General features: G+C 38.0%; 21 protein-coding genes and 1 tRNA gene. 9 read left to right on the top strand and 13 right to left on the bottom strand.

The window, feature by feature from the left end; all coding sequences use genetic code 11:
- Nucleotides 1–7 precede the first annotated feature (7 nt).
- The 9 genes from UXI14_RS11745 to UXI14_RS11785 all read left to right on the top strand — a co-directional run bounded on the left by UXI14_RS11745 (nucleotide 8) and on the right by UXI14_RS11785 (nucleotide 6,479).
- The gene (locus UXI14_RS11745) at nucleotides 8–775 is read left to right on the top strand and encodes a TatD family hydrolase (RefSeq protein WP_335966288.1); all 768 of its coding nucleotides are present in this window, start codon (nucleotides 8–10) and stop codon (nucleotides 773–775) included.
- An 84-nt stretch (nucleotides 776–859) separates the two neighbouring features.
- Nucleotides 860–1,999 carry a 1-acyl-sn-glycerol-3-phosphate acyltransferase gene (locus UXI14_RS11750; RefSeq protein ID WP_335966289.1) on the top strand — a complete coding sequence of 380 codons (1,140 nt, stop codon included), beginning with the start codon at nucleotides 860–862 and terminating at the stop codon, nucleotides 1,997–1,999.
- Entirely contained in the window at nucleotides 1,980–3,008 is a 1,029-nt protein-coding gene (locus tag UXI14_RS11755) for an asparaginase (RefSeq protein ID WP_335966290.1), read from the top strand. Before UXI14_RS11750 ends, UXI14_RS11755 begins: the two co-directional genes overlap by 20 nt.
- A gap of 70 nt (nucleotides 3,009–3,078) precedes the next feature.
- Nucleotides 3,079–3,166: transfer RNA gene (locus tag UXI14_RS11760), tRNA-Ser, on the top strand.
- A 75-nt stretch (nucleotides 3,167–3,241) separates the two neighbouring features.
- Complete coding sequence (locus UXI14_RS11765; protein ID WP_335966291.1) at nucleotides 3,242–4,057, top strand: MotA/TolQ/ExbB proton channel family protein; 816 nt, start codon at nucleotides 3,242–3,244, stop codon at nucleotides 4,055–4,057.
- A 28-nt stretch (nucleotides 4,058–4,085) separates the two neighbouring features.
- Nucleotides 4,086–4,502, top strand: coding sequence for a hypothetical protein (locus UXI14_RS11770; protein WP_335966292.1), 417 nt, complete (start codon nucleotides 4,086–4,088; stop codon nucleotides 4,500–4,502).
- Nucleotides 4,503–4,518: 16 nt separating this feature from the next.
- Nucleotides 4,519–5,139 (top strand): biopolymer transporter ExbD, encoded by a 621-nt coding sequence (locus UXI14_RS11775; protein ID WP_335966293.1) that lies wholly within the window; start codon nucleotides 4,519–4,521, stop codon nucleotides 5,137–5,139.
- 21 nt (nucleotides 5,140–5,160) lie between these two features.
- Entirely contained in the window at nucleotides 5,161–5,643 is a 483-nt protein-coding gene (locus tag UXI14_RS11780) for a biopolymer transporter ExbD (RefSeq protein WP_277900312.1), read from the top strand.
- 167 nt (nucleotides 5,644–5,810) lie between these two features.
- A complete protein-coding gene (locus UXI14_RS11785) occupies nucleotides 5,811–6,479 on the top strand; it encodes a porin family protein (RefSeq protein WP_335966315.1) in 669 nt (222 codons plus the stop codon).
- Here the strand turns inward: UXI14_RS11785 and UXI14_RS11790 are convergent.
- The 13 genes from UXI14_RS11790 to UXI14_RS11850 all read right to left on the bottom strand — a co-directional run bounded on the left by UXI14_RS11790 (nucleotide 6,474) and on the right by UXI14_RS11850 (nucleotide 24,104).
- Nucleotides 6,474–7,079 carry a hypothetical protein gene (locus UXI14_RS11790; RefSeq protein WP_335966294.1) on the bottom strand — a complete coding sequence of 202 codons (606 nt, stop codon included), beginning with the start codon at nucleotides 7,077–7,079 and terminating at the stop codon, nucleotides 6,474–6,476. The two genes, UXI14_RS11785 and UXI14_RS11790, sit on opposite strands and share 6 nt — an antisense overlap.
- Nucleotides 7,079–8,536, bottom strand: coding sequence for an RNA polymerase factor sigma-54 (gene rpoN, locus UXI14_RS11795; RefSeq protein WP_335966295.1), 1,458 nt, complete (start codon nucleotides 8,534–8,536; stop codon nucleotides 7,079–7,081). The genes UXI14_RS11790 and rpoN overlap by 1 nt, the downstream gene beginning before the upstream one ends.
- 93 nt (nucleotides 8,537–8,629) lie before the next feature.
- Nucleotides 8,630–10,063 (bottom strand): asparagine--tRNA ligase, encoded by a 1,434-nt coding sequence (gene asnS, locus UXI14_RS11800; protein ID WP_335966296.1) that lies wholly within the window; start codon nucleotides 10,061–10,063, stop codon nucleotides 8,630–8,632.
- A gap of 497 nt (nucleotides 10,064–10,560) precedes the next feature.
- Nucleotides 10,561–12,957 carry an efflux RND transporter permease subunit gene (locus tag UXI14_RS11805; protein ID WP_335966297.1) on the bottom strand — a complete coding sequence of 799 codons (2,397 nt, stop codon included), beginning with the start codon at nucleotides 12,955–12,957 and terminating at the stop codon, nucleotides 10,561–10,563.
- Nucleotides 12,958–13,002: 45 nt separating this feature from the next.
- Complete coding sequence (locus UXI14_RS11810) at nucleotides 13,003–15,516, bottom strand: DUF5686 family protein (RefSeq protein ID WP_335966298.1); 2,514 nt, start codon at nucleotides 15,514–15,516, stop codon at nucleotides 13,003–13,005.
- Nucleotides 15,517–15,620: 104 nt separating this feature from the next.
- Nucleotides 15,621–16,175, bottom strand: a complete 555-nt coding sequence (gene frr, locus UXI14_RS11815) for a ribosome recycling factor (protein ID WP_335966299.1) — start codon at nucleotides 16,173–16,175, stop codon at nucleotides 15,621–15,623.
- Between the two features lie 48 nt (nucleotides 16,176–16,223).
- Nucleotides 16,224–16,931, bottom strand: coding sequence for a UMP kinase (gene pyrH / locus UXI14_RS11820; RefSeq protein WP_335966300.1), 708 nt, complete (start codon nucleotides 16,929–16,931; stop codon nucleotides 16,224–16,226).
- Between the two features lie 141 nt (nucleotides 16,932–17,072).
- Nucleotides 17,073–17,897: a translation elongation factor Ts gene (gene tsf / locus UXI14_RS11825; RefSeq protein ID WP_335966301.1), complete on the bottom strand. Its 825-nt coding sequence runs from the start codon at nucleotides 17,895–17,897 to the stop codon at nucleotides 17,073–17,075.
- Nucleotides 17,898–17,992: 95 nt separating this feature from the next.
- On the bottom strand, nucleotides 17,993–18,790 hold the full coding sequence (gene rpsB, locus UXI14_RS11830; RefSeq protein WP_335966302.1) for a 30S ribosomal protein S2: 798 nt from the start codon (nucleotides 18,788–18,790) through the stop codon (nucleotides 17,993–17,995).
- 267 nt (nucleotides 18,791–19,057) lie between these two features.
- On the bottom strand, nucleotides 19,058–19,444 hold the full coding sequence (gene rpsI, locus UXI14_RS11835) for a 30S ribosomal protein S9 (RefSeq protein ID WP_277900302.1): 387 nt from the start codon (nucleotides 19,442–19,444) through the stop codon (nucleotides 19,058–19,060).
- Nucleotides 19,444–19,899, bottom strand: coding sequence for a 50S ribosomal protein L13 (gene rplM / locus UXI14_RS11840; RefSeq protein WP_277900301.1), 456 nt, complete (start codon nucleotides 19,897–19,899; stop codon nucleotides 19,444–19,446). Before rplM ends, rpsI begins: the two co-directional genes overlap by 1 nt.
- A 166-nt stretch (nucleotides 19,900–20,065) precedes the next feature.
- Nucleotides 20,066–22,891, bottom strand: coding sequence for a DNA polymerase I (gene polA, locus UXI14_RS11845; protein ID WP_335966303.1), 2,826 nt, complete (start codon nucleotides 22,889–22,891; stop codon nucleotides 20,066–20,068).
- A 220-nt stretch (nucleotides 22,892–23,111) separates the two neighbouring features.
- On the bottom strand, nucleotides 23,112–24,104 hold the full coding sequence (locus UXI14_RS11850) for a N(4)-(beta-N-acetylglucosaminyl)-L-asparaginase (protein ID WP_335966305.1): 993 nt from the start codon (nucleotides 24,102–24,104) through the stop codon (nucleotides 23,112–23,114).
- Nucleotides 24,105–24,119: the final 15 nt, after the last annotated feature.

Consider the following 24,119-nt stretch of genomic DNA (forward strand, 5'->3'; position numbering starts at 1 on the left):
TTGCCGTATGATTTTAACAGACACACATACACATTTATATAGCGAAGCTTTTAACGAAGACCGGGACGAAATGATAAAAAGGGCCATGGAAGCCCAAATAAAACGGTTCTTTGTTCCTGCCATAGATTCTACTTATACCCAAGCCATGTTGCAATTGGAGGCAAAGTACCCCGAAAATGTTTTTTTAATGACGGGCTTGCACCCAACCCATGTAAAGGATAACTTTAAGGAAGAATTAAACCATGTGGAAGAAATGCTTGCCAAAAGAAAGTTTTATGCGGTCGGGGAAATAGGGGTAGACCTTTATTGGGACAAAACGTATTTAAAGGAACAGCAACAGGCGTTTAAGCATCAAATAAAACTGGCAAAAAAATACAAACTGCCCATTGTTATTCATTGCCGTGATGCTTTTGATGAAGTTTTTGAAGTGCTGGAAAGCGAAAAAGGAGAAGGACTTTTTGGGATCTTTCACTGCTTTACCGGAACATTGGAGCAGGCTAAAAAAGCAATTTCGTATAATATGAAGCTGGGAATTGGAGGCGTGGCAACATTTAAAAATGGGAAAATTGATAAGTTTTTAGAACAAATAGACATTTCGAACATTGTTTTAGAAACCGATGCCCCCTATTTGGCACCAGCCCCATACCGCGGTAAGCGTAACGAAAGTTTGTACCTAACAGAAGTAGCGGGTAAATTAGCAGCTATTTATGGGTTGCTATTAAAAGATATTGCAAGAATCACCACAGAGAACTCTAAAGAAGTGTTTGGGGTGTAACGATGCTTTTTAAGCATGTAGCCCCAATATTTTTGGAACTATATTTAGGATAAGCTGTTTTTACCATTTAACTATTAATTATACGTGATAACTCTAGACCATATACGGCCATACCACGACTCGGAAGTAAACCAAGCGCTCCTTGATTATATGGAGCACCCAATGATCATGGCAATGCTGCAATTTACCTTTCCCCTAAAAAGCATGGAAGAAATTGTAGCGATTGTTAAAAGTTGCCGTTCAATCAGGGATTTCCAGACCAAAATTATTTACAACAGTGTAAGGATGGTGTTGGACAAAAGTTCGGAAGGGTTAACAACTTCCGGCTTTGAGAAGCTTCAGACAGGCGAATCCTATCTTTTTATTTCCAATCATAGAGACATTATATTAGATACTTCTTTGTTGAATGTGGCCTTGTACGACCATAATTTGGTCATGACGGCATCGGCTATTGGGGATAATTTGGTGAAAAAGCCCTTTTTAATGGCCTTGTCCAAGCTTAACAGGAGTTTTTTAATAATGCGTAATCTTCCGCCGAGGGAAATGCTCGGTGCCTCCAAGTTGGTTTCAGAATACATACAAAAATTATTGCTGAAAGAAAACCGTTCCGTTTGGATAGCACAAAGAGAAGGGCGCACAAAAGACGGCAACGATAAAACACAACAAGGAGTGCTAAAAATGTTGGCTTTGGCAAATGATGAAGCCGAACAGATGGATTATTTTAAAAAGCTAAAAATAGTCCCGATTTCCATTTCATACGAATTCGACCCTACCGATGTATTGAAAATGCCCGAATTAATGGCAAAACACCATGATATTGAATATGTAAAATCGAGCAACGAGGATTTTAACAGCATATTAAAAGGAGCTACCGGAAAAAAGAAAAGAATTCATGTTTCGGCAGGAAAAGTTATTTCAAACGAATTGGACATCATAAAAAATAGTGGAGAACAGGCCAATGGGCAGCTCCAAATGCTGGCAGATTTACTGGATAAAGCAATTCATAAAAATTATAAACTGTGGCCTTCCAATTACTTGGCGTATGATATGCTGCACAACACCCACACATTTAAAAAGAAATATACAATTAAAGAAAAACGGCAATTCGAGCGGCGTATCAAACGGCGTGTAGAGGCAAACAACAAAGTGGCGTTGCATAATTTTTTAAAAATGTATGCCACGCCGGTTACCAATTGCTTAAATTATGACGAAGAACAAATCTAACATACTGCTTATTTATACAGGGGGGACCATTGGGATGGTCAAGGATTTTGAAACCGGCGCGTTGCATGCCTTTAATTTCGACGAACTGCTGAAGCGCATTCCGGAGCTTTCACAATTAGACTGTAGCATCAATACCATTTCTTTTGAAGAGCCCATGGACTCGTCAAACATGAACCCGGCTTTTTGGGTTCAGATCGTAGAAATTATTGAACAAAATTACGAAGCCTACGATGGCTTTGTCGTATTGCATGGCAGCGATACCATGAGCTATACTGCATCTGCCTTGAGCTTCATGCTCGAAAATCTTGCCAAGCCCGTTATATTTACGGGGTCTCAACTTCCCATAGGCCATTTAAGAACCGATGCAAAGGAAAACTTAATTACGTCTATAGAAATAGCGGCACTTAAAAAAAACGGAAAACCCGTAATTCAAGAAGTAGGCCTGTACTTTGAGTATAAATTGTACCGCGCCAATAGAACTACCAAAATAAACGCAGAGCACTTTCAGGCATTTACGTCGCTAAATTACCCTCCATTGGCAGAAAGTGGAGTACATTTAAAAGTGAACCATGAATATTTGTTGAAGCCCACACGCCGAAAATTCAAGGCACATAAAAAAATGGATGTCAATATTGCATTAATTAAATTGTTCCCGGGAATTACAGAAGAGGTACTGCAATGTCTTTTGATGAATCCAGGTACAAAAGCCATTATATTGGAAACTTATGGAGCTGGAAATGCCCCGACCGAAAAATGGTTTGATAATTTAATAAAACGGGCAATAGATTCGGGGAAAATAATTGTAAATGTTACACAATGTTCGGGCGGAAGTGTCATTATGGGGCGTTACGAAACGAGTTCTCACCTAAAAAAAGTAGGTGTAATTAGCGGAAAAGACATAACTACAGAAGCCGCTCTAACAAAATTAATGCATTTACTTGGTAATAAAATTCAACGTAAAGTGTTCAAAACCATATATGAAACGTCTTTGAGAGGCGAAATGGACTAAAATTAACTACATAAATTTTAACAACTAAAAAAAAATTCGTTATTTGGCGTCCTAAAGCTATTGAAAATACAGAGAGGTGGCCGAGTGGTCGAAGGCGCACGCCTGGAAAGTGTGTATACGTCAAAAGCGTATCGAGGGTTCGAATCCCTTCCTCTCTGCTGTAGTTTTAATGTTTAGTAACATTTTTTTTTTATCTTTAACCCTATTAACGAACAAATTTAAGTTTAGAAGAAATGAAAAGATTATTCTCTATTCTAGCAATTGCTGGATTATTGGCTTTTAATGCAACAACTGCCAACGCTAAGGAATTAACTCCTGCTGTATCTGATCAGATTTCAGAAATTGTTGCTATCGATGATGCTGCTACGGCATTTGTACAAGACGAAACAGACGCAGCAGCGCCTGCCGAAGAAAGCTCAAAAGGTTTTCAACAAGTCCTTAAGGAAAAATTCATCCAAGGGGGTGCTGGCTTTATGGGTATTGTACTATTATGTTTAATATTAGGACTTGCAGTAGCAATTGAAAGAATTATATTCTTGAACATGGCTACCACAAATACTAAAAAGCTTACTCAACAAGTAGAAGATGCTTTGGCATCTGGTGGAGTAGAAGCTGCAAAAGAAGTTTGTAGAAATACAAGAGGTCCTATTGCATCAATTTATTATCAAGGATTGGACAGAGTTGACGAAGGTGTTGATGCTGCCGAAAAAGCTGTTGTGGCTTATGGTGGTGTGCAAATGGGTCAGTTAGAGAAAAACGTTTCTTGGTTGTCTTTATTTATTGCGGTTGCTCCAATGTTAGGATTCATGGGTACGGTAATCGGGATGATTCAGGCATTCGAAAAAATTAGTGCTGCCGGTGGGTTAGACGCTTCATTGATTGCAGGTGATATTCAGGTAGCGTTATTAACAACGGTATTTGGTCTTATCGTGGCTATTATACTTCAAATTTTCTATAACTATATTATCGCAAAAATCGATAGTATTGTAAACAGCATGGAAGATGCTTCTATCATCTTGGTAGATATGTTGGTAGACCACAAAAAATAATAAGCACTAAATTTAGAATTAATTAGATATGTATAAAATAGCTAAAATAATAGCAATAATACTTGGCGTTATCGGATTAGTGCTTTGGGTTCTAATAGCACGGTCAGATGATAACGGAAGTTATATTGACGTAATGTTGAACTTGGGTATTGGCCTTACTATAATTGCAGCTGTAATCACATTACTGTTCTCAATTGTAGGATTGGCTTCTGATACTGACAAATTAAAGAAATCTTTAATTTCACTTGCAGTATTTGCCTTGGTATTGATTGTAAGTTACTTTTTGGCCACTGGAACCGACGTCGACCTTCAAAAAATGGCCGACAGGGGCATTCAAGTAACCGAAGGGACCGTGAAAACCGTTGGAGCTGGTTTAATATCGTTTTATGTATTAACGGTATTGGCTATTCTTGCAATGATTATAGGCGGATTTAAGAAACAATAAATAAAAAAGATATAGTATGGCAAGAAGAGGAGCACCACCTGAGGTTAATGCAGGTTCAATGGCAGACATCGCTTTCCTACTCCTAATCTTTTTCTTGGTAACAACAACCATAGAAACAGATGCAGGGCTAGACCGTAAATTGCCACCAATAGAGCCGCCTGAAAACCCTCCAATTATTAAGCAAAAGAACATCTTTACGGTTGTTGTTAATAAAAACAACCAACTACTTGTAGAAGATGAAGTAATGGAGCTTAAAAATCTTAGGGAGGCTGCTAAGGAGTTTTTAGATAACGGGGCCGGTACTGGAGAAAAAGGAGAACCTTGCGATTATTGCCAAGGATCAAAAAATCCTGAATCTTCCGATCACCCAAATAAAGCTATTATCTCCTTGCAGAACGATAGATTGACAGAGTATGGAACTTATATAGCAGTACAGAACGAATTGGTAGCTGCATATAACGAACTAAGAAACAGAGAAGCGCAACGATTGTATAATAGAGACTTCACAGAAATGAACAATACATATCTGGACCCTAAAACACCAGATAATGTAAAAGATGATTTGAAGCCTAAAATCGAGCGTATACAAGAGATGTACCCTCAAAAATTATCTGAGGCAGAACCAAAAAATAACTAATTAAATTTAGTAAAAGTTATTATGGCAAAATTCACAAAGAAAAAGAAAGGGGATTTACCTGCGGTATCAACCGCATCATTGCCGGATATCGTTTTCATGTTATTGTTCTTTTTCATGACGGTAACCACAATGAAAGATAGTTCCCTAATGATTAAAAATGAATTGCCTTATGCCGATCAAGTTCAAAAGCTTGATAAAAAAGATAGGGTGATTTACATCTATGCCGGAAAACCTAGTCCGCGTTACCAAGACAAATATGGAACTGCTGCAAAAATTCAATTAAACGATAAATTTGCAGATGTTTCTGAGGTAGCCAACTATGTACTGGCAGAAAGGGCTTCAAAACGTGAGGAGTTACAAAATGTACTTACCACTGCCTTGAAGGTGGACAACGAAACCAATATGGGGCTCGTGTCTGATATAAAGCAAGAGTTAAGAAAAGTCAATGCACTTAAAATTAACTATACAACCAGAAATGGTAATGCTTTTCAAAACTTGAAATAAAATACATTTCAGTTAAACTTATATTTAAAAAACGCTTTCTTTTATGGAAAGCGTTTTTTATTTATCCTATAAATAACGTTTTATTTCAGTAATTTTAATCTATTATTATCTTGCCAATCATTAAAAGAAATATAAAATTGTTAAAACGGTATGTCTTTTTTTTGTTAATGCTTGTTTGCAGTTCCATAACTGCTCAACAAGATTCATTGGTCGTGGTTGAAGCCGATGAGAAATATTTTGAAGATCAATTTTATTTTGGCATCAATTATAATATTTTGGTAAGCACGCCACACGATATTAGCCAAAACAGTTTCTCTTATGGTATTATTGGTGGATTTATAAAAGATTTTCCCATTAATAGACGCAGAAATATAGGCTTTGGTCTTGGGGCCGGATTGTCTTTTAACGCTATTTACAGCGATTTAATGGCTACAAAAAATGCAAACGGAACCATAGCTTACCAAGAAGTTCCAGACACCATAGATTACAACAGGAACAAACTTTCCATGAATTTTGTTGAATTCCCTATAGAATTCCGTTGGCGGTCTTCAAAAGCCGAAGATTATCGATTTTGGCGGGTCTATGCTGGGTTTAAATTATCTTATTTGTTTACCGGGCGCTCCAAGTTTGTGACGAGCGATGAACGTATTGTTTTTTCAAACAAGGATATCAGGGACCTTCAATATGGGATTTACCTAAGTTTTGGCTACAATACTTGGAATTTTTATGCTCAATACGATTTAACCAGTATTTTCGAAGATAACGTCTATACGGTAGGTGGAGAGCCAATAGCACCCAGAACACTTAAGGCGGGACTTATTTTTTATATTCTATAACCAATAGTTAAATAATATAAATTGGGGCAGTGTACCTATAAAAACTCCTGCTATTACTTCACTGGTGTTATGCGACTTTAAATAAAGCCTGGCAGTGGCAACACTTCCAATACTAAGAATTAACAAAGCAAGGCCAAAGGTTATATTAATCTCGTAATGAAAGGAGAGTCCCAATACAAAAGTCGTCAAGCCACTAATCCCCATCATATGCATACTGGCCTTAAAATTAAAATAAACCATTATTAGGCAGCTTATAAGTGCGCCCAGAATACCAACAAAATAGTAATACAGTTCGGTGGAATAAGAAGCCGGGGTTATTTTGATTAAGGTTATATAAATAAGGATAATACAAATATACAATGGTATTTTACGCTCCTTGGTATTCGTCATTTTGCTATTGGTTACCCAGCCCAGGTTTTTCAGCAGTAAGAAAAATATAAAGGGGATAATAACCGTAATGATAAAAATTGCCAAAAGGATCAGTTTTTTTGCTTCTGGGGAATTGTACTTTGGGGAAATTAAAAAATACAACAGCGTTCCCGCCAATGGGATAAAGACAGGGTTGAAGATATAACTGATTAATTTTGAAAATACACGCATTAAATTTCTTTTCTTAGACGTGCTACCGGGATGTTTAATTGCTCTCTGTACTTTGCTACAGTTCTTCGGGCAATAGGATATCCTTTTTCTTTTAAAATGGAGGCAAGCTTATCGTCGGTTAAGGGTTTTCTTTTTTCTTCTTCGGTTATTACGGTTTCCAGGATTTTCTTTATCTCGCGGGTAGATACGTCTTCTCCTTCTTCGTTCTTCATGGATTCCGAAAAAAATTCTTTTATCAGTTTTGTGCCATACGGGGTATCAACATATTTGCTGTTGGCAACCCTGGATACGGTAGATACGTCCATGCCAATGGTATCGGCAATATCTTTTAATATCATTGGTTTCAACTTACGTTCGTCACCGGTTAAAAAATATTCTTCCTGATAGTGCATTATGCAGTTCATGGTTACAAACAATGTTTCCTGACGTTGTTTTATGGCTTCTATAAACCATTTGGCGGCATCCAGTTTTTGTTTAATAAACATAACGGCATCTTTTTGCGATTTGGACTTGTTTTTACTGTCCTTATAGCCCTTTAGCATATTGTTGTACTCCCTGGACACATGTAAATCCGGGGCATTTCGTCCGTTTAGGGAAAGTTCCAGTTCGCCATCTGTAATTTTTATGGTGAAATCGGGAACAACATGCTCTACGATCCGGTTATTCCCTGAATAAGAACCGCCCGGTTTTGGGTTCAGGCGTTCTATTTCGTGGATGGCATCCCTTAATTCTTCTTCGGTAATTCCGTGCTTCTGGATCAGTTTTGTATAATGTTTTTTAGTAAACTGTTCAAAAGAGCGGTCCAAAATATCAATGGCAAGTTCTATACTTGGGGTAGGGTCTTTACTTTGCAGTTGAATAAGGAGGCATTCTTGCAAATTTCGGGCACAAACCCCGGATGGGTCGAGCTGCTGGACAAGTTCAAGTACTTTTTCTACTTGGCTTTCGTCTGTAAAAACATTTTGGGTAAAGGCAAGGTCGTCTACAATATCCGAAATATCCCTGCGGATGTAGCCGCTTTCGTCTACGCTTCCCACTAAAAATTCTGCAATATCCCGTTCGTTGTCGTTTAACCTGAATGTATTTAACTGGTTCAGTAGGTATTGATGGAAAGATGTGCCTGCTGCATAAGGAACGGTTTTCTCTTCATCATCGCTGCTGTAATTATTGGATTGTAAACGGTATTCGGGGATTTCGTCATCACTTAAGTATTCATCAACATTAATATCTTCAGCATTAATAGAATCACTGTCGTAATCTTCTTCCATCGAATTGTCAATGTCATCATTGTTAAAGTCGCTTTCTTCCTTTCCGCTTTCGAGCGCAGGGTTTTCTTCAAGCTCTTGTTTTAAGCGTTGCTCAAATGCCTGTGTTGGCAACTGAATCAATTTCATTAACTGAATCTGTTGCGGCGATAACTTTTGTGATAATTTAAATTGTAATTGCTGTTTAAGCATATGCTCTTGTAACCTTTATATAAAAATAAAAAAACTAGCCTTATGAATAGGTGTTCATGGGCTAGTTTTATTACTATATAGTGTTAATATATTCTAAAATTCGGCATTTTGGGGTGTTCTCGGGAACGGAATTACGTCACGAATGTTGGTCATTCCGGTTGTAAAGAGCACCAAACGTTCAAATCCAAGACCAAAACCACTATGAGTTGCAGTCCCGAATTTTCTTAAATCAAGGTACCACCAAAGTTCTTTTTCGTCTATGCCCATTGCCTTTATTTTTTCTTTGAGCACCTCGTAACGTTCTTCCCTTTGTGCCCCGCCAACAATTTCTCCAATTCCTGGGAAAAGTATATCCATGGCCCTTACGGTTTTTCCGTCATCGTTAAGACGCATATAGAAAGCTTTAATTTTGGCAGGATAATCAAACAATATCACTGGGGCTTTAAAGTGTTTTTCTACCAAATAGCGTTCGTGTTCACTTTGTAGGTCGGCGCCCCATTCTTCAATTGTGTAACTGAATTTTTTCTTTTTATTGGGTTTTGAGTTCTTTAATATTTCAATGGCCTCGGTGTAACTTACCCGTTTAAAGTTGTTTTCTAAAACAAAGCGAAGCTTGTCCGTGAGTTTCATTTCGCTTCTTTCGGCTTGTGGCTTTGTTTTTTCTTCCTGCAACAATCTTTGTTCTAAAAACTCAAGGTCGTCCTTGCAATTATCCAGGGCATACCCCACTACATACTTTATAAAGTCTTCGGCAAGATCCATGTTTCCGTCGAGGTCCAGAAAAGCTACTTCGGGTTCGATCATCCAAAATTCTGCCAAGTGCCTTGAAGTGTTTGAGTTTTCGGCCCTAAAAGTTGGTCCAAAAGTATATATTTTTCCAAGACCCATGGCATAGGCTTCGCCTTCAAGTTGCCCCGAAACGGTTAAATTGGTTTCTTTGCCAAAGAAATCTTCTTTGTAATCAATTTCGTTTTCTTCATTTAGGGGAGGTTTTTTTGCGTCCAAGGTAGTTACCCTGAACATCTCTCCGGCACCTTCGGCATCCGATCCGGTAATTATAGGTGTATTTACATAATAAAAACCATTTTGCTGAAAATATTGGTGTACGGCAAACGATAAAGCCGAACGTACACGCATAACAGCACTAAAAGTACTGGTGCGAACACGCAAATGTGCTTTCTCTCTTAAAAACTCCAACGAATGTTTTTTAGGCTGAATGTGATATTCTTCAGGGTTGGCAATCCCCAATATTTCAATGTCCTGAACTTGTATTTCTACATTCTGGCCTTTTCCCTGGCTTTCTACCAAAGTCCCGCTAATGGTAACCGCAGCTCCTGTGTTGATTTGCTTTAAAACATTTTCAGGCGTGTTTTCAAAATCGACTACACATTGTATATTGTTAATTGTAGAGCCATCGTTTAAAGCAATAAACCGATTGCTCCTAAAGGTACGTATCCATCCTTTTACTTTAACTTCTTGAAGGAGTTTTTCTCCGGTTAGCAGTTCTTTTATACTATTTGATTTCATTATGGGTAACTTCAATAATTGAGGGCACAAAGATAAAATTTTAAAGCTACTTTTATAACTAGTCGATGATCTTTAAATGAAATTATAAGAAGATGCTTTTGTTTTACTTAAAAAAATCATAAATTTAATGTGAGAAATTACGTAAGGATAAATAAAAATCCGTACATTTAACATATAAGAAAAAATATTAAGTTTTTTTTAGATAATAAAAAGGGGAAAAACACCCGTGATTATATAGAAAATATAGCTTATATTTGTAAGAGAAATAGCAACGTCGCCTAAATAGGCACTAAAAATATTTAAAAATGTAGGTTTGGGGGAACCTTAAAGTCTGTCTGAAAAACTTGTTTTTCGGCAGACTTTTTTATTTCCAAGATTTTTATTTCAAAAAATAATACATGCAGGCTTCTTATGGCCAATAGCTATAATATAGAGGAGGCCTAGTTTAAGCAATGTTTAATTTTCGTAGGTTTTAAAAAATTCCCGATGAATCCTTTTTATAGGTTTTCCTGTTCTTTCCCACTTTTTGGAAGGACATCTATATTTGGCTTTTTCAATACTTTTTTATTGGCAATATTACGTTCTAGAGCCAATAAAAGTGCCGGCAACAAAATTAAATTAGAGAGCATTGCAATTAATAAGGTAAAAGATACCAAGCCCCCCAATGCTTTGGTGCCACCAAAGCTACTGAGCATGAACACGGAGAAGCCAAAGAACAAAACAATGGAAGTATAAAACATGCTTACACCGGTTTCTCTTAGAGAGTTGTATACGGATTTACGTATGTGCCAATGATTTTTGGTAAGTTCTTGTCTGTATTTTGCAAGAAAATGTATGGTGTCGTCAACAGAAATCCCGAAAGCCACGCTGAAAACTAAAATTGTGGAAGGTTTAATGGGGATGCCTAAAAAGCCCATCATTCCAGCAGTAATAATAAGTGGAAGAATATTTGGAATCAATGAGACTACAATCATTTTAAAAGACCGGAACATATATGCCATAAACAGTGATATTAAAAATATGGCCAATGCTAGGGACATGACCAGGTTTTTCACCAAATATTTGGTTCCTTTCATAAAAACCAAGGCTTTCCCCGTTAGGGTTACATTGTAACGGTCGGGCGGGAGTTCTTTATTTATCTTTTTCCATAAGTCGCTTTCGATCCCTTCCATTTTATCAGTGCCTATATCTTTCATGAAAGTGGTTATGCGCGCTATTTGACCGGTAGAATCTACAAAACTTTTAAGTAAATCAGAATTATTTGCAGACCCTTTGGCATAGGAAAGGATAAAGGTATTTTCTTGATTGTTCGGCAGTTGATAATAATTAGGGTTCCCATTGTAATATGCCTGTTTGGAGTATTTAACCAGGTTTGTAATTGAAATGGGGTCGGAGAGCTCTGGAATTTCTTTAATTAGCTCTTCAAGTTCTTCCATTCTGCGAAGGGTCGAAAGCTTCATTACACCGTTTTTTCTTTTGGTGTCAACCATAATTTCAACTGGCAATATCCCATCAAATTCTTTTTCAAAAAAACGGATATCATCAAAAAAGGCGGCACTTTTGGGCATGTCTTCTATGAGGCTTCCCGATATCCTTATTTGGTAAATTCCTATAATACTTCCAATCATGGCAAATAAGGCAACTATAAAAACCGCTATTCTGTGGTTTCTTACCGTATTCTCCATCCAGCCAACAAATGTCCCGATCCATTTTTTATTTAAATGTTTAAGGTGCTTTGTTTTTGGCAAAGGCATGAAACTGTATATAATTGGGATTATTAATAAAGACAGTACAAAAATTGCAAAAATGTTTATGGAGGCAACAATACCAAATTCTTTTAATAGTTTACTTTCTGTAATTATAAAAGTTGCAAAACCTGCCGCGGTTGTTATGTTGGTCATTAAAGTGGCATTTCCGACATTTGATATAACGCGTTGCAATGATTTTGCCTGATTGCCGTGTTTTTGTACTTCCTGTTGATATTTATTGATAAGAAAAATACAATTGGGGATACCAATTACAATAATCAACGGTGGAATTAATGCTGTTAGTACGGTTATTTCGTAATGAAGCAAACCAAGAATGCCGAAAGCCCACATAACACCAATAATAACAACGATCATTGAAATAAATGTTGCCCTGAACGACCTAAAGAAGAAAAAGAATATCAACGAAGTTACGCCAAGGGCTGCTCCAATAAACATGCTTATTTCGTCAATAATGCTTTGAGAATTTAATGTTCGTATATAGGGCATTCCGGAAACCCTTATATCGAGCCCTGTTTTTGCTTCAAAATCGTTTATAACTGGAATAAAGTCGTTTAAAACAAAATCTTTTCTTACGCTGGTATTAACAATTTCCTTGTCAAGATAAATGGCGCTTCTAATGGTGTGGGTATCTTTGTTGTATAATAAACTTTGGTAAAAGGGAAGCTTTAAAAATATTTCGTCTTTAATGCTATCTACTTCTGCTTTTGTTTTTAATTTACCTTTAATAAGGGGGGTAAGCTCAAACTTGTGCGTTGCTTCATTTTTGACAATTTTTTGCAAATTATCGGTAGATACCACAAGGTTTACCTCTGGTTTTGCCTGTAGCTGTTTACTAAGTTTGTTCCAGGCATTAAAATTGTTGGGGGTAAATAAATTAGTATCCTTAATAGCAACAACAATAAGGTTGCCTTCTTCGCCAAACGTTTTAAGGAACTTATTGTATTCAATATTAATGGGGTGATGATCGGGTAATAAATTGGCCTCGGTAAAGGTAAAACGCATATTTTTCCATTGCATGGCAAGAAAAACCGTAACTCCAAGCAGCATTATTAGAATTAATATGCGATTGCGTAGAATGATTCTAGCGGTCTTCTTCCAAAAGCCTTTGCCGATCTTGTTTTTCATTTAAATAAATTTCCGTGCAAAGGTAGAAAACCTATGCGAATGTGCCTAGAATCCTAAACTAAAATAGTACGTAAACTTAAAGGAGACATTGTCCTCAAAATTAGGTAAATGATATGCTCCATACCGGTACATAAAATTAAGTCCGAAGCCTTTGAGTATTTTGTTTATTTCCAGTCCGCTTTCTAGATATCCATTTTCCAGAGAGCTAAACTCGATTCCCTCATGCTGTTGTTTTTCTGATACGTTTCCAATTGCAAACCGTGAAATTAAAACGAGCTCTGGCCTAAATTTTTGAGTAATGTTAAAGCGTTTAAAAAAATGTTTGGCCTGCAAAATGGCATACCTGTCAGAAAAAAATTCATTGAAATACATGGTTTCAAAGCTATCCCTTCCGGCCACCGAAAACCTGTTCATTATTTTTTCCCCATCGGGCTGGTTGGGAGATGCATTGTACAATTCCGTAATGGGCAAATCGCCAAAACTTATACCGCCTATAAAAAGAAACGTTGTTTTGCCTTTGTTAAGTGGCTGTATTTCATGTCTTACCCTTAATGCTATTTTGGAGAAACTTAAATCGCTGTCAAAAATATTTCTAAGTGCTTGCGATGCCTGAATGGTAAACTGAGGATATTTATTGTCTATAATAACTTTTCCCTCGTTTGTTTGCATGTACTTATTAAAGGGATTCCATTGAAACGAAGCTGTTATAAAACTTGATTGGTATGTGGTGTATGTCTTGCCGTCGTTTGTGTAGGTATAATCGTAAGTTGGTTTTACGTCCTGATGCGATAACTGGAATTTTGAGCTTAATTTTGGCGTGAAATCATGGGTAAGATATGTGCTTATATCTTTTACTTTTTGAAACTGGCTTAAGTTGAACAACCTGGGTTCGAAAAGATAAAAAGCCCTTCCGTCGGTAATAAAAGTTAGGCTTCCCGTTTCTACCAGATCATCTTTGTAGTTAATTCCAATACGGGTGTCGTCATATTTATCGAGTCTGCTTTCTGCCCCAAAACCGTATTTAAAATCCTTGTCCTTTGTTCCATAGGCCCCGTACGCATGAAGCTTGTATTTTCTGGAGAAGGTATTGTTGGTAACGGCGCTCATGCCAATTCTAAAACCTTCGTACCTGTTAAACTTTAAAAGGGATTTATAATCAAAATCGATATATTTTGTGCTTACATAACCTACCATTACTTTTCTTATGAATGAAATCTTTTTTTCAAAATTTCTGGCATCCACAAGGCTGTCCACGGCTTTATAGGTTTCTTCTTCTTTTTGTGTAATGGGAGCCTTGCGGTATTGGTTCCAAAACTCTTCATCCCTTTTTGGTGCGGCATCCAGCAATTCTATGGCGGTACCACGGCGTTCTATGGTAACGGGTTTGTTTAAGGCAATATCAAAATTGTTTATTTCAGAAGTAAGATAAATGTGTTTTGTAATATCGTCAGGATTTGTTCCAACAAAAGTTGAATCTTCCATTTTGCTGCTTGTTGCAATTCTAAGTTTTCCAAATAATGTAACTACATTGTCGTTTTGCCCTTTTCCAACTATTAATTTATTGCTGGTTGGAAACCAAATGTCGTTTTCGGGGAAGTATTTGTAATCTTGAACGGCTTGTACGTCAATGGTGGCATTTAGTTGGGAAATTATTTTTTGTACGGCAAAACTTTTTGTATCAATATAAAGTACCCCTTCCAGAGCTATTTGCTCTTTATTTTTTTTGGGAAAATAATGTACCATATACCCTTTTCTATTTTGCTCGGCTATGGTGTCTATCAACATGTAATTATAGGTTGAAAGCGCTTTACTGCCAAGGGGGCTAATAAATTCGGTACCAAAGACCTTATATCTGTCTTTGTAAAAAGAAAACGATTGCATCTCTAAGGTGAGAATTTCGTAAATGGGCTTTTTAAAGCCTGCCATTTTTGTTCCTAGAATAGTTTCTCGTTTTTCTTTTTCCTTGGAATAAGCAAAATTTGAAACTTTCTCAGTAATGTACAGATGCGATTTACGTAATTGTTTTTTTAGCTCGTAACTGGTAGAATCTACCTTTTTAAACTTTAAGCCCTTTCTTTTAACCTTAAAAATGGAATCGATGGCACCATTTATGGAGTCGGGATTTGCTGTAATGATAAGTTTGCTGTAACTGTTAAAGCTATATGTGTTTAGGGCGTCATCGGGATTGTTGTTTTTTTTCTTTGCTATTGCATTTTTAATAATTGTTTGGGCAAAGTTATGCTGCTCCAATACCACCTCGTTTAACGCTTCGATACTTTTATCGAGTAAAATATTGAGGTGTTCTTGGTTGTCGACAGCAATTATTTTTGACTGGTATCCAATATAGCTTATTTCTATGCTGGAAAGGCCATTGTTTGCGTTTAATGAAAAATCGCCGTTGCGGTCGGTAATGGTATTGTCTCCATCTTCTGTAGTTATGGTTGCAAAAGATAGGGGTACATGTGTTTCGCTGTCTTTCACGTTTCCGGTAATTATTACCTTTTGGGCAACACATATTTTTGCCGAAAATATAAAAATAAGGACCGCTAGATATTTCATCTTACAAATAAAGTTGTTGCTTAAAAATGTATGTAATGTTACAAAAAATAAAAGCGACTAGTTTTAGCCGCTTAAAAAATTTAGTGAAAGTTTAACGAAGCACGTTAAACGGTCATGATTTCTTTTTCTTTGACAGCTAAGGTATCGTCTACTTTTTTGATGTATATATCGGTGAGTTCTTGCATGTCAACTTCGGCATTGGCTTTTAAATCTTCTGATGCATCCAACTTTTTTATGTCTTTATTGCCGTCTTGTCTTGCATTTCTTACCGATACTTTTGCATCTTCTGCTTCTGCTTTGGCCTGTTTTACCAGTTCCTTTCTTCGTTCTTCGGTTAATGGCGGCACATTTATTATTACCATTTCCCCGTTGTTCATAGGGTTAAAGCCTAGATTGGCAACCATAATGCCCTTTTCTATTTCCTGTAACATTGACTTTTCCCATGGTTGAATGGAAATTGTCCTGCCGTCCGGGGTATTAACGTTTGCTACCTGGCTAAGTGGGGTAGGAGCCCCGTAATAATCTACCATAACACTGGCAACCATTGCCGGGCTGGCCTTACCGGCACGTATGTTTGCAAATTCTTTTTCAAGGTGCTTTAAGGCACCATCCATTGCTTCTTTGGAGGTATCTAATATAAATTTAATCTCGTCGTTCATAACTATTATAGTTTTTAAAACAGTTTAGCTAATTGTATGCCAATTTAATTAAAGATTCACTTTTGTGCCAATTTTTTCTCCCGATACAACTTTTAACAGGTTCCCTGGTTTGTTCATGTCAAATACAACAATAGGCAACTCGTTTTCCTGGCTTAAGGTAAAAGCTGTTGTGTCCATTACCTTGAGCCCTTTGTTGAGCACATCCTTAAAGGTGATATCGTCGAACTTGGTGGCGTCTTTGTTTTTTTCTGGGTCAGAAGTATAAATGCCATCTACACGGGTGCCTTTTAAAATTACATTGGCATCTATTTCTATGGCACGCAACACGGCTGCCGAATCTGTTGTAAAATAAGGGTTTCCGGTGCCTCCTCCAAAAATAACAACACGGCCTTTCTCTAAATGCCTTACTGCTCTTCTTCTTATAAAGGGTTCTGCAACTTCATTGATTTTTATGGCCGACTGAAGCCTTGTTTCTATGCCTTCGTCTTCTAAAGCCGATTGAAGGGCAAGGCCGTTGATAACGGTTGCCAGCATTCCCATATGGTCGCCTTGAACCCTGTCCATGCCATTGCTGGCCCCGGCCACGCCTCTAAAAATATTTCCGCCTCCAATAACAATTGCTACTTCTACACCTTTGTCGGTTACCGATTTTATTTCTTCGGCATATTCCTTAAGCCTTTTTGGGTCGATCCCATATTGGCGTTCTCCCATAAGGGCTTCTCCGCTTAGTTTTAGAAGTATTCTTTTGTACTGCATATTTTTTTGTTGAAGGATTATTTGAATAATTTCCGAAGCAAAAATAAGCAAAATTATTAAGTAGCGAAGCGGGAATTTTAATGCAAAAAACCACTTCCGAAAATAAATCCGAAAGTGGTCTTTAATATATATTGTGTTTGCTTATCCTAAAGCAACTCTTTCAAAAGCTGTAACGGTAAGGTCGCCGTTAATAGACTTAACGTAACCGGCAACGCTTTGTTTGCTGTCTTTAATAAAATCTTGGTTTACCAAAGTGTTGTCTTTAAAGAAACGCTTTAATTTACCTTTAGCGATGTTATCCAGCATAGCTTCTGGTTTTCCTTCGGCTCTTAAGGTGTCTTTGGCAATCTCGATTTCTTTATCGATTACTTCTTGGTCTACGCCAGACTCGTCTAAGGCCACCGGGTTCATGGCAGCAGCCTGCATAGCAACATCCTTGGCGGCAATATCTGCACCTTCTACATTGGCAGAAAGACCAACTAAAGTGGCAATTTTATTGCCTGCGTGGATGTAAGATCCTACAAATGGAGCTTTTAATGTTCTAAAATCGCCGATTTCTATTTTTTCGCCGATAACTCCTGTTTGCTCGATTAATTTATCGGAAACTTTGATTCCTTTGTAATCTGCATCCAAAAGTTCTTCTTTAGAATTGTAGTTTAAGGCCAATTCGGCAAGGTCGTTTGCAAGGGTTACAAAAGAGTCGTTTTTAGCAACAAAATCGGTTTCACAGTTTAAGGAAACGATTACGCCTTTTGAGCTGGCATCGTTTACTTTTGCGATAACAGCACCTTCGGTAGACTCCCTGTCGGCTCTTTTTGCTGCAACCTTTTGTCCTTTTTTACGAAGTATTTCTACTGCTGTATCAAAATCGCCTTCAGCTTCAACCAATGCATTTTTACAATCCATCATGCCGGCACCGGTAGCTTTTCTTAGCTTATTAACTTCAGCGGCTGTAATTTTTGCCATTTTATTTATCAGTTTTAATTAGTAAAGTCGTTAACCTTTATTTTCCGTACAAAAGTAAAGAAGATAAAAGGATAACGACTTTATGAAATTATTATTTATTCGTTTTCTTCAGCTTCTAAGGCTTTAGCTTTTTTTTCTTTAGCCTCTTGTTCTGCTTTTTTATCTTCCTCTTCTTCAGCTTGCTTTTCAGCGGCTTTGTCGGCTTTTCTTTCCGAAAGGCCATCGGCAATAGCACCTGTAACGTGAGAAAGTACTTTTTCTATGGATTTTGAAGCATCGTCGTTTGATGGGATTACGTACTCAACCTCTCTTGGGTCTGAGTTTGTATCTACCATCGCAAAGATTGGAATGTTTAATTTTTGTGCTTCTTTCACGGCGATGTGCTCGCGCATGGTATCTACAATAAACAATGCTCCGGGTAAGCGGGTCATGTCTGCAATAGAACCTAAGTTTTTCTCAAGCTTGGCTCTTAAACGATCTACCTGTAGTTTTTCTTTTTTGGAAAGCGTGTCAAAAGTACCGTCTTTTTTCATTCGGTCGATAGACGCCATTTTCTTAACGGCTTTACGAATAGTTACAAAGTTGGTAAGCATACCGCCCGGCCATCTTTCGGTAATGTAAGGCATGTTTACTGCGCCTGCTTTGTCTGCAACGATATCTTTTGCTTGTTTCTTGGTAGCTACAAATAGTATTTTTCTACCGGATGCTGCTATTTTTTTAAGGGCTTCGTTTGCCTCTTCGATTTTAGCAGCAGTTTTGTATAAATTGATAACGTGGATCCCGTTACGCTCCATGTAAATGTAAGGAGCCATGTTTGGATTCCATTTTCTGGTAAGGTGACCAAAGTGTACACCTGCTTCCAGTAAATCTTTAACTTCTATGTTATTTGCCATTTTTGTAATAGTTTACGTTCCGTTGCCCATACAATGGGTTTTGTTTATTTAGCAATGATAAAGTGGTCACGGTTTCTCGATTGCCTTTACCATTTGGATGCTAAACCAATCTTCTTTTCTTTTTAAGGAAAAGAAGCAACGACATGTTAATTTTTTGCTGAATTTTTTTCAGCATCTTTTTTCAATAATTGAAAATTCCAATTTGTTTCAAAAAATAATTTCGTTAAGAAAATTGCATATTCTGAAACAAATAGTTCAGAATTGAAATTAACGTTTTGAGAATTGGAATTTCTTACGTGCTTTCTTCTGACCGAATTTTTTACGTTCTACCATTCTTGGATCTCTTGTAAGCAATCCTTCTGGTTTTAAGGTTCCTCTGTTTTCTACATCTACTTCGCAAAGTGCTCTGGAAATAGCCAAGCGTATTGCTTCTGCCTGTCCTGTAACACCTCCACCGTACACATTTACTTTAATGTCAAAGTTCTCGGCATTCTCTGTTAATGTAAGAGGCTGTTGTACTTTGTACTGTAATGTTGGTGTTGGGAAGTATTGCGTAAATTCTTTTTTGTTGATAGTGATGTTTCCTTTACCTTCAGAAACATACACCCTTGCAACGGCGGTTTTTCTTCTACCGATTTTGTGAATTACTTCCATTATTTAAGATCGTTTAAGTTAATTGCAGTTGGTTTTTGAGCTCCTTGAGCGTGCTCTGCACCAGCGTACACTTTTAGATTACGGAATAAATCTGCGCCTAATTTGTTTTTAGGGAGCATTCCTTTAATAGATTTCTCTAACAAACGAGCAGGATCTTTTTGGAAAAGTTCTGTAGCTGTTGTTATTTTTTGACCGCCTGGGTAACCGGTATGGCGCACATATTCTTTGGTGTTCCATTTATTTCCGGTTAAGTTGATTTTTTCTGCGTTGATGATAACTACGTTATCTCCACAGTCAACATGCGGTGTGTAATTAGGCTTGTACTTACCTCTAAGTAGTTTGGCTACCTTAGAAGAAAGACGTCCTAGCGTCTGACCATCGGCATCAACCAAAACCCACTGTTTGTTTACAGTAGCCTTGTTTGCCGAAATTGTTTTGTAGCTTAATGTATCCACACTAACTTTTTTTAAAAAATTAAACATTCCATTCCCATCCCCAAAAGTCCCGATAGCTATCGGGATTGGGATAATGGGGTGCAAAAGTACAATTATTTCTATTATTTACAAACAGCGGGTGTTAATAATTTGTTGAATAAAACAAATTGGTTTTAAGTGGGTTATGTTAATGCGCCTCTAACCAATTTTTGCCCAAACCTACTTCTACATCCAAAGGAACACTTAATTTATAAGCATTTTCCATTTCGGTTTTAATAAGCTCTTTTACAGTATCGAGTTCTTCTTTGTAGGCGTCAAATACCAATTCGTCATGAACTTGTAGCAACATTTTGGTTTTAAAATTGCCTTCTTTTAATTTTTTCTGAAGGTTTAGCATGGCAATTTTAATAATATCTGCGGCGCTTCCCTGAATGGGTGCATTTACGGCATTCCGCTCGGCGGCACCTCTTACTACTTGGTTTCGGGAATTAATGTCTTTTAAATACCGGCGCCTGCCCAAAATGGTTTCTACATAGCCATGGTCTTGCGCAAAATGTACTTGTTTGCTTATATAGGCTTTTAGTTTCGGGTAGGTTTGGTAATAGGTGTCAATGAGTTCTTTGGCCTCTGTCCTGTTCAAGGTAGTTTGATTGCTCAACCCAAAGGCAGAAACCCCATAAATAATTCCAAAGTTTACTGTTTTGGCATTGCTCCGCTGTTCGCGGGTTACTTTATCGATATCGACTTTAAATACCTGTGCTGCCGTAGATGCATGGATGTCTTCTCCGTTTTTGAAGGCTTTAATCATATTATCTTCTTCGCTTAAAGCGGCAATAATCCGTAGTTCTATTTGAGAATAATCTGCGGCCAGCAGTGTATAATCTTCATTTCTTGGCACAAAGGCCTTTCGTACTTGCCGGCCTCTTTCTGTACGGATCGGGATATTCTGTAGATTAGGGTTGTTGGAGCTCAATCTTCCCGTGGCTGCCACTGCTTGGCTGTATACCGTATGTACATGACCCGTTTTTGGATTGATCTCATTTGGCAGAGCATCTACATAGGTGCTTTTTAATTTGTTGAGTTGGCGCCATTCCAATATATCGGCTATTATTTTATGGTCTTTTGCTAGGTAAGAAAGCACGTCTTCTGCAGTTGAATATTGCCCGGTTTTGGTTTTCTTGGGTTTGTCTACCAGTTTTAATTTGTCGAACAAAATAGGCCCCAATTGTTTTGGCGATGCAATATTGAATTCTTCTCCGGCTTGTTCGTAGATGTCTTTTTCTAACCGGAGGATATCATCAACAAGGTCTTTTGTGAGGGAATGTAGGAATTTTTCATCCAAATTGATGCCTTCAATTTCCATTTCGGCCAACACTTTTACCAATGGGGCTTCAATTTCTTCGAACAATTTTTTTGCATTTCGATTGGGCAGTTCCTGTTCGAATAAGTTTTTAAGCTGAAGGGTAATATCGGCATCTTCTACCGCATACTCGGTTTGTTGTTCTATAGGAACGGTTCGCATGGAGCGCTGGTTTTTCCCTTTTTTACCAATAAGGGTTTCAATGGAAACGGGCGAATAGCTTAAATAGGTTTCGGCCAACACGTCCATATTGTGGCGCATATCGGGATTGATAAGATAATGCGCAATCATGGTATCAAAAATAGGCCCCTCAACGGGCATGTTGTAATTGGACAATACTTTGATATCGTATTTTAAGTTCTGCCCAATTTTTTGAATGTCCTTATGTTCAAAAAAAGGTCTAAATTCTTCTAAAATAGCTTTGGTTTCTTCTTGATTTTCGGGAAAGGATACATAAAATCCGGTGCCGGGCTCCCACGAAAAAGCACAGCCCACCAATTTGGCCTGCAACGATTTTATGCTGGTGGTTTCGGTATCAAAGCATACGCTTTTTTGTTGTAATAATTTTTGAAGCAATAGTTTTCTGGCAAGCGGTGTATTGGCATGCTGATAAAAATGCGGTACTTGTTCAATGGTTTTGTAGCCCGAAATGGCAGTCGTGTTTTCTTCAGCTGCTTCATTATTGCCAAAAAGGTCGTATTGTACGTCCAGGCTGTTGTTTACTTTACCTTTGTTGGTTTCGGCAGGGGTTTCTTCAGTTGAAGCTTCCTGGCCGAAAGTTTTCAATAGGTTTTCGGCAAGCCTTCTAAATTCCAGTTCCTGAAAAATTTCCTGCACTTTGGGTAAGTCGGGCGTGTTGAGTTCAAAGTCTTCCTCATGAAATGCTACCGGAACATCGAGCATAATGCGGGCCAATTTTTTTGAAAGCAGTCCTTGCTCGGCATTGGCTTCTACTTTTTCTTTCATTTTCCCTTTTAGCTGATCGGTATTGGCCAAAAGGTTTTCCATGCTGCCAAATTGCTGAAGGAATTTTTTGGCCGTTTTTTCACCCACACCGGGCAGGCCGGGAATATTATCAACGGCATCGCCCATCATCCCCAAAAAATCGATTACTTGGTCGGGGGTTTCAACCTCAAACTTTTTTTGCACTTCGGGAATGCCCCATATTTCAATGCCGTTGCCCATGCGTGCGGGACGGTACATAAAAATATTTTCAGAAACCAGCTGCGCAAAATCTTTATCGGGCGTTACCATATATACTTTATAATTGGCTTTTTCGGCTTGTTTGGCCAGAGTTCCAATAATGTCGTCGGCCTCGTAGCCGGGTTTTTCAATGCACGGAATGTGCATGGCCTTGAGGATTTCCTGAATAATCGGCACGGCAATGCGGATGGCCTCCGGGGTTTCATCTCGGTTGGCTTTGTAGGCTTCAAACATTTCCACACGGTCCTTGCTGCCTTCTTTGTCGAATGCAACGGCCAAATGATCGGGCTTTTCTCTTTTGATGACATCCAGCAACGAATTCATAAACCCCATAATTGCCGATGTGTCCATGCCTTTGGAATTAATTCTCGGGTTTTTAATAAATGCGTAATATCCTCTAAAAATCAATGCATACGCATCTAAAAGAAAAAGTCTTTTCTGGTCAGACATGTTTTTTGTGTTTGAAGTTGAAAGTTGTAAAGTTAAAAAAGTTATATGAGTTTAAGCTGAAGCATTGCTAAGTTAATGCCACTTTAGTCGATGTTTAATAAAATAAATATATAAAACCGCGATAATACCTACAAGGTCTGAAAAAAACCTTGCAGGAAAACAGAAAACTCAAAATGATTTAATTACAAATTGGTTCTTGATCATTTTTGGCGAATAGAGATTATTTCTTTACAAAAGAACCCGATGGATTATCGCTTTGTCCCGCTCCGTTGTATTTGCTGTAACTAAACCCTGGATGAATACAATAAGCCCCGGTTTCCCCATTTTTATTAATGGCTAGAAAACCTATTTGAAAATCGTTGTAATTTTTGTTTTTTGATACAATACGATTTACGGCTTCTTCGCAAGCTTCTTGTGGCGATTTCCCTTGCCGCATTAACTCCACAATTAAAAAAGAGCCCACGGTTTTCACTACTTCCTCGCCAACACCGGTTGCTGTGGCGCCGCCTACTTCATTATCTATAAAAAGTCCGGCACCAACCAAGGGCGAATCGCCCACACGTCCACCCACTTTATAGGCCATGCCGCTGGTGGTACACGCTCCAGAAATATCGCCGCTTTCATCAATGGCAAGCATACCAATGGTGTCGTGGTTTTCAATATTAATGATGGTTTCGTATTTCGATTCCTTTTTCCATTCCAGCCATTCTTTTTTCGACTGTTCGGTAAGCAAGTTTTCCTTTTCAAACCCTTTTTCGTAAGCAAACTGCTCGGCACCCTTTCCGGCAAGCATTACATGGGGCGTGTCTTCCATCACCTTTCGGGCTACCGATATGGCGTGGGTTATGTTTTGCAGGTATACAACCGAACCGCAATTCCCTTCTTTGTTCATAATACAGGCATCGAGCGTTACGTTCCCGTCCCTGTCCGGACGGCCGCCTTTTCCCACCGTTTGGTTGGTAACATCGGCTTCTTCAATCATTACGCCTTGTTCTACCGCATCGAGGGCGTTTCCTCCGCTATTTAAAATTTCCCATGCTTTTGAAGTGGCATTGTGGAAATTCCATGTGCACACAACAATGGGCCTTACAGCTTTTTTTATGGTTTTCGGTTGGATTTCACCTATAGGTTTTGACCAAGATGATAAAAAAGGGATGGAGGCAAGACCCGTTGCGCCTAATCCGGTCTTTTTCAGGAAATTTCTTCGTTGCATACCTTATTGTTGATT

This window comes from Galbibacter sp. PAP.153, assembly GCF_037029175.1.
Lineage (GTDB): Bacteria > Bacteroidota > Bacteroidia > Flavobacteriales > Flavobacteriaceae > Galbibacter > Galbibacter pacificus.